This window comes from Pedobacter sp. CG_S7, from assembly GCF_040544395.1.
GTDB lineage: Bacteria > Bacteroidota > Bacteroidia > Sphingobacteriales > Sphingobacteriaceae > Pedobacter.
The window spans coordinates 83,844-90,557 of record NZ_JBEONS010000014.1; the positions used below are offsets into that span (position 1 = coordinate 83,844).

At 37.1% G+C, this 6,714-nt stretch carries 6 protein-coding genes; 3 read left to right on the forward strand and 3 right to left on the reverse strand.

The window, feature by feature from the left end:
* Positions 1–131: 131 nt before the first annotated feature.
* A complete protein-coding gene (locus AAKU52_RS09620; protein WP_354332751.1) occupies positions 132–1,247 on the reverse strand; it encodes a sensor histidine kinase in 1,116 nt (371 codons plus the stop codon).
* A gap of 206 nt (positions 1,248–1,453) precedes the next feature.
* Here AAKU52_RS09620 and AAKU52_RS09625 point away from each other — a divergent pair, with 206 nt between their 5' ends.
* The gene (locus tag AAKU52_RS09625) at positions 1,454–2,101 is read left to right on the forward strand and encodes a hypothetical protein (RefSeq protein WP_354332753.1); all 648 of its coding nucleotides are present in this window, start codon (positions 1,454–1,456) and stop codon (positions 2,099–2,101) included.
* A gap of 123 nt (positions 2,102–2,224) precedes the next feature.
* On the opposite strand, the gene AAKU52_RS09630 is transcribed toward AAKU52_RS09625, so the two are convergent.
* Both AAKU52_RS09630 and AAKU52_RS09635 read right to left on the reverse strand, forming a co-directional pair.
* Positions 2,225–3,169, reverse strand: coding sequence for a manganese catalase family protein (locus AAKU52_RS09630; RefSeq protein ID WP_354332755.1), 945 nt, complete (start codon positions 3,167–3,169; stop codon positions 2,225–2,227).
* Between the two features lie 59 nt (positions 3,170–3,228).
* On the reverse strand, positions 3,229–3,699 hold the full coding sequence (locus tag AAKU52_RS09635) for a DUF4488 domain-containing protein (RefSeq protein ID WP_354332758.1): 471 nt from the start codon (positions 3,697–3,699) through the stop codon (positions 3,229–3,231).
* 380 nt (positions 3,700–4,079) lie between these two features.
* Here AAKU52_RS09635 and AAKU52_RS09640 point away from each other — a divergent pair, with 380 nt between their 5' ends.
* Together AAKU52_RS09640 and AAKU52_RS09645 are read left to right on the forward strand one after the other, a co-directional pair.
* Entirely contained in the window at positions 4,080–4,841 is a 762-nt protein-coding gene (locus tag AAKU52_RS09640; RefSeq protein ID WP_354332760.1) for an SDR family NAD(P)-dependent oxidoreductase, read from the forward strand.
* A gap of 40 nt (positions 4,842–4,881) precedes the next feature.
* Complete coding sequence (locus AAKU52_RS09645; protein WP_354332762.1) at positions 4,882–5,760, forward strand: SMP-30/gluconolactonase/LRE family protein; 879 nt, start codon at positions 4,882–4,884, stop codon at positions 5,758–5,760.
* Positions 5,761–6,714 lie beyond the last annotated feature (954 nt).

Sequence of the window (6,714 nt, forward strand, 5' to 3'; positions counted from 1 at the left end):
TGTATCTTTAGATCATAAATTTAATCCAATAACTACAAAGCTTATTACCAGGATATCTTTCGATTCATTGCGGCCAAGCTGTAAGGGTCTTGTAAATTATCTTTAGGACAGACTGCTGAAATAACGGGTATTTACGATTGCGATAGGGGAAGGGTGAACCAAAATGTGCTTCCCTGACCTTGCTGGCTTTCTACTCCGATGTCTCCTTGGTGATATTTAATGATTTGCTGGCAGAGATACAGGCCGATGCCGAAACCCGAAATGCTTTCTGTCTGGCTTGTTTTGATACGGGAATGGGCTTTGAATAGTTTTTCGATGTCTTCTGGTGCGATGCCGATACCGGAATCTTTGACGCTAATTTTTAGGAATGATTCTTCTTTATAACAGCTGAGTACTATTGGGCTACCCGGATAGGAGTATTTTACGGCGTTACTGATCAGGTTGATGACCACCTGCTCGATCTTTTCGCGGTCAGCATATAGTTTAGTTTGCTGGCTATGGCTGAAATGGATCGGCTGATCCGGAGAGTGGTCTTTGGATTCTTCGATGATTTCTGCCAAGAGTTCCTCAATTTCAAAATCGTTTTTGTTCAGCTGGATCTTGCCGGATTCTGCTCCTGATAAATTCAGAAAGCCGTTGATCATGCTGGTCATTTTTTTGACTTGTTTTTCTAGTTTAGATAGGGTTCCCATAGAAAAGTTGTCTTTTTGCTGTCTGGCCCATTTGCTTAGGAGCTGGATATACGCTTTTAGGCTCGTCAGGGGTGTTTTTAGTTCATGGCTAACCATACCTATGAATTTGTTCTTACGCAGTTCATTTTGTTTTTGCAGAGTGATATCCATGGCTACGCCTGAAAAATGACTGATGTTTCCCTGCTGATCTGCTCCCCCCATTACCCTTAACCAGCGTAGTTTTTGATCGTGGAAACCAATGGTGGGATATTCCATGTAAAATGGTTCTTGCATACTTGCTGCTTGTGTTAGGGTTCTGATAACTTTGTTCCTATATTTTACTGGTATCTGTAAAAGGACTTCCTGAAAAGACATTTCCTCTTCGGGGTGGTATCCATGGAGTTCCTTCATTCGCGCTGAGGGTAGAAATGTTTGGGTTTGCTGATCCAGGAACCAGGTACCTATACCTGCAGCGTTTACGGCAAGTCTTGGAATATCACTTGTTTCGATAATTGGGGTGATATCTGGTTTTGGTTCTGATTGAGTTGGGGCGTTTAACCCGGGGTTGTTTTCCATCTCTACTTTTTCCTGCCTTAATTAACGGCTTAAAAGTAAGATTTTTTTTTGAAATGTATTGTGGATTTGGTTCTGGTTACAAGCATTTTAAACAAAAGGGTGTTCATGTTGGTTATCAGTTATTAATTGCGTTTGATCACTGGATGATTACCGTTAAGAATGAATAGAACTTACTGAATATTATAAAAATCTAACCTTTTAAAAGAATGGAAACAAACACTGAAAAAAACAGCAATGTGCTGGGAGCAGAGCAGATACCACAGCAGAAGAAAGGTACTGAAATGAATGCCGTTGAAAAAATAGAGCTTATTTCAGAAACTGAGGCCATTCGTTTTTTTAAAATCGTAAAAGAACGCTTGCTGGACGTGAATCATTGGGCTGAAATTGCGGGAATTGGTATGTCTCATTTTTTTCTTACTGATGCAGGTGGAAATCTTGTTCAGCGAAATGCAACTGGCGGTGATTTGATCAAAATTGATATTCCCGGTCCGGGTACTAAAATTGGCACAGGTTACGATTGGGTGGAGATTGAGGAAATCAAGGAACAGATAATGGATGGAGCTGATATTTTAAGCATGACAGTTAGGCCTGCCGTAAATCCTTTGACTGAAGAGAAGGATATTGCTCATTTTTTAACCAATCAAGCTACTTCTACTTTCCAGGTGAAGAGAATCGGCAATGCCATTTATGCTGAAGAACATGGCAGGAATGAGGTGCCCAACACTGCTACCGAAAATACCCTTGATAATATTCGCAACACTTTTGTGGGCTGGGGCGCAAAGATCGGTTTAGCTTATCCGCAGTGGAAGGCGCTGGTTAAAGGTTTGCTCCATACCAATTTTAAAATATCTTAGTTTATAAATTAAGCACAGGCATCAATATAAGGAATCGTCAATTTAGTTGTTAAAAACACCGGATAGTCATTGGCACTACCGTGTTTCTAACAACTAAAATGACGATTTTTTTGGTATTGCTTGTTATTTGTTATCATCGGCGTAACTGCTCCATTGAGCAGTTCCCCCTGGTTCAGCCATTTTTACTTCATCACTTTTTTCTTTGCTGAGTTTATGGTCCTGTGCGTTGGTTTCTTTTAGTTCCTCTTTCATCGGGTTTTTTAGATCAGACAGGCCTTTGGTTTCCTTGATGTGCTGCAGTGGATTTTCTATGTATTCCCAGTCCTTGCCCATCCCTGGCATTTCCCCCTTGTTCCATGGGCCTCTTGTACTATTATCTGGCGAGAGATTAAAATACTGCTGCGTAAATCGTGGATCGGCTTGTAACACTGCAGGAGGAAAGTTTGGCTGGATGCTTTCCAGTGCCGCTTCAAACATTTTGTAGTGAGCTACTTCCCTAGTCATTAAAAATGAAAGAGTATCTTTGAGGTAAGGATCATCGGTAAATTTCATTAGGTGTTCATATACAAGCTTAGCCCTGGATTCTGAGGCCAGATTGCTCCTGAGATCTACAGTTAGATCTCCATTAGAGTGGATATAAGAAGCACACCATGGAATGCCCTGGCTGTTTCTTGGTGTAGGCCCACCACCTGTAATGATAGGAAATTGAGGGTTGGCAGTAAGGGCCGCATGAATGATATTTTCTTTGGCTGCTTTGCCGTCCATGACCTGCATAATCTCTGATTGATCTGCTGCGTCTTTAAGTTCTCCGTTTACACCCTTAAGCAGCATTTGGATGGTTGCCCCTACGATCTCCAGGTGGGAGAATTCCTCTGTAGCAATGTCCATTAGCATATCATATTTATCAGGATGGGGTTGTTTTGCACCGAATGCCTGCGTAAAATACTGCATGGCTGCGGCCAGCTCTCCATTTTCTCCGCCAAACTGCTCTAAAAGCAAATTGGCAAATACAGGGTCAGGACGTGATACCCTGGCGTTAAATTGTAGGTCTTTTACGTGATGAAACATAATTTTCTTTTTTATAGCAGAACAAAGTTTATAGGCATTGGTTTTGTTAATTATAATAATTATTCTGTTATTCTCTTGTAGATTTCTATAATCTCTTGATCTACATTTAAGCTTTCTATTCTTTCTATTCCTTTTTGTATCAGGGAATCTTTTTTTAAGCTGATTGTAAATTCAAAATCCATGTTCTCCCATTCTCTGTAATTGCAATAACTTAAATGCTCTTTATATACATCGCCAGAAATAGTGTAAGTTCCTGCTCCTGAACTAAATACAGGAGTGTCTATTTTGCCTTTTTTAACATCGTGTTTAAAAAAGGCAAAATGATGCCCACTAAATATCTTAATCATTTCCTGGTCTTTTACAGGATAGGTTATTTCCGTCTTTTTTCCTGTGGTAACTTTACTATAAACCAACTTCCATGTGCCAATGAGTGATTCAGGAGAGATAACAACAGGCTTTTTAGCCTGGTTTTGCGAAAAAGACAGGCTGCTATTAATTATAATAATTAACAGTAAAAGAGTACGCTTCATAATCAATATATTAATATTTAAATTTTTTTAAGATTAAGGTTAAAGTTACTGAATTGATGATGTACAATAATTATTAGACGAAAATAATTTTCCGTAGTTATTGTTTTGTTTTTTAATTAATTTATTTCTTTTTTTAAACTTTTACCTTAAGTGATTTTCTTTTTTAAACTATAAGAATGTACAATGTTTCTTTTATTTTAATCTCGTAAACCTTCGTTTTTATGGTTTAATAAAATAGTGAAATAGAAGTATCTTGAAAACCAATTACTACTTTGCAATTATCGCCTTCTAATTATTTGCTATGGGTAAATTGATACCCATGGTGATTCAGATTTATAGTGCAACAGAGATTATATTTTATATAGAATTAAAGAATTAAAATGGAACTAAAAGGAAAAACCGCCATAGTTACTGGGGCAGGACAAGGAATAGGTTTTGAAATTTGCCTTAACCTTGTAAAAGAAGGTGCTAATGTTATTTTGAACGATCTTGATCTTTTAATAGCTAATACAGCTGTAAAAAAGATTAAAGAATTAACCGGAATGGATTGTTTTGCTTTCCCTGGTGATTCAAGCGATTTAACCATTATTCAAAAAATGGTAGATACTTCTGTTGAACGCTTTGGCCATTTAGATATCGCAATTGCTAATGCAGGTATAACTTTATTTGGCGATTTCTTATCCTATGCACCGGAGTCATTTTACAAAGTAATGCAGGTAAATATGGGGGGTGCTTTCTTTCTGGCACAGGCAGCAGCACGACAAATGGTACTTCAAAATACTGGTGGATCTCTTCTGTTTACCTCCTCCGTAACTGGTCATCAAGCGCATAAAGACCTTGCTGCTTACGGTATGACTAAGGCAGCAATTGAAATGCTTGCAAAGAACCTTGTTATTGAACTTTCTCAATATGGCATCAATGTCAATACAATAGTGCCAGGAGCCACATTAACAGAACGTACAATTGACGACCCTGATTATGCAAATACATGGTCCAGGTTAACCCCTTTAGGGCGTGCAGCTTCGGTTACAGATATTGCAAATGCGGCATTATTCCTGGTTTCAGATAAAGCAAAACACATTACCGGGCAAAGTTTAATTATTGATGGGGGCTGGTCATCAGTTAGTCCGTCGCCATTTTAAAAAAAAATAAAAACTTGCTGAATTTCTAAATCTTATCATTATGGAGCATTCAATTCTAGAAATAGTTGTTGAACATAAATGTGTTTTGGGTGAAGGACCAATCTGGGATGGTGTTTCAAGCCAGTTAATCTGGCTCGATATTGATGAAATGGAAATTCACCAGTATCTGGAAAAAAATCAGGTTTTTAAAACTACAAAGTTCAGTAAGAAAGTAACGGCTGTAGTATTAAATAAAAATGGAGGTTTAGTTGCAGCAGTTGAGGATGGATTTGCTGCAATTGATTTAGAAAATGGCGCGGTAAAAATGATTGCAACTATCAATGAAAAAGGCAATAGGTTTAATGATGGCAAATGTGATCCGAATGGAACATTTTGGGCAGGTACAACTTCTTATAAAGAAATTATTGGCAGCGCGAATGTTTATGAATTAAATACTAATGGAAATACGAAAAGAATTTTAGAGCATGTAACCATATCAAACGGAATGGCATGGAGTTTAGATCAGCAGACTTTTTATTACATAGACACCCCAACCTGTGAAGTGGTTAGCTATAAATATCATAAAAATACTGGTGCTATTGAAGGTAAAAAAACTGTTTGCAAAATTAACTATGGCTATCCAGATGGAATGACTATAGACGCTGATGGTATGTTATGGATTGCTTTATGGGATGGGGGGAAACTAATAAGGGTAGATCCTGAATCAGGTGTCATTTTGAAAGAAGTACTATTACCGGTTTCTAATGTAACCTGTTGTGTCTTTGGCGGCGATGATTTAGAAAACTTATATATTACAACAGCAAGATCAGGATTGTCTGAACAAGAACTCCTGGATCAGCCTTTAGCGGGAAGTCTTTTTGTACTCAAAAATTCAGGCTTTAAAGGGGTTAAAGCTTTTGAATACAACGCTGGGAAATAAAGCATCAATCAACTATCTACTATGATATTCATGGAGTTAGTTTTTCTAGCCAAATATTAAATGATGAATTTTCTGAAAATGGCCTAACACCCTTATTAGAAGAAGTAATGCAAACAGGAAGATCTATGGGGGTTAACGCAATGTTAACGCAATGGTAACGCAATGATACCGCAATGTTTACGCAATGCTTGATTGCGTAAACATTGCTTTAAAACTGTGAAATTTTAGGGGTAGCAGATGGGATGACACAACTACTCATGCCCGTACGGTTTCCCCCTGTTTTGATCAGCCGGATTTGAAGGCTGATTTTTTTGCTGACCTTAAATATGCCTTTGAATTGGAAAGTACTGGCAAATGGCGCTAAAAAAGATTTAGTTATGACTAATAGCTCCCTTTTTTTGTAAAAAATTGTAACTATTGTAATGGATTTATTACAATTAAAATTAGTTACCAAGATTTATTTTTTCTACTATTGAATTAGTAAATCGTTTTACCTCCTAAAATGTTTGCAGTGCTAAAAATGAAATATTGATAATTATTTAATTATTTTTTTTGATAAAACCGTTTATTAAATAATTTTAAAAAAAATTATATTATGAGAAACTTTTACTTTCTAGCATTATATCTTTTCAGTTTTCAAAGTTCCAACGGTAGAGATAAAGCCTCCGTTTATCCGCTTAATTCACACGATAATTATTTCAGCACCTTGTTTTCTGGCAATGGCTTGAATAAATCGGTTATGAAACATTGGAGAAGTGTGTGGCTTTCAAGCTGTAGTATAGTGGGAGACTATTTTATTAAAATTCTTGCTTATAAATGAAATATAAAATAAAAATACATCATTAAAATTTAACTAACCAGTAACTACTCAGGTACCTCTATGATGAAGCAATAGTCAAGAAAGCATTTAAGATGGCCTGCTCATTTTTCTTGCAGGTGTCGGTAATAGAACGC

Coding starts and splice junctions, on each gene's coding strand:
- AAKU52_RS09645 (WP_354332762.1), top strand. CDS start 4,882: ATGGAGCATTCAATTCTAGAAATAGTTGTTGAACATAAATGTGTTTTG.
- AAKU52_RS09620 (WP_354332751.1), bottom strand. CDS start 1,247: ATGGAAAACAACCCCGGGTTAAACGCCCCAACTCAATCAGAACCAAAA.
- AAKU52_RS09635 (WP_354332758.1), bottom strand. CDS start 3,699: ATGAAGCGTACTCTTTTACTGTTAATTATTATAATTAATAGCAGCCTG.
- AAKU52_RS09630 (WP_354332755.1), bottom strand. CDS start 3,169: ATGTTTCATCACGTAAAAGACCTACAATTTAACGCCAGGGTATCACGT.
- AAKU52_RS09640 (WP_354332760.1), top strand. CDS start 4,080: ATGGAACTAAAAGGAAAAACCGCCATAGTTACTGGGGCAGGACAAGGA.
- AAKU52_RS09625 (WP_354332753.1), top strand. CDS start 1,454: ATGGAAACAAACACTGAAAAAAACAGCAATGTGCTGGGAGCAGAGCAG.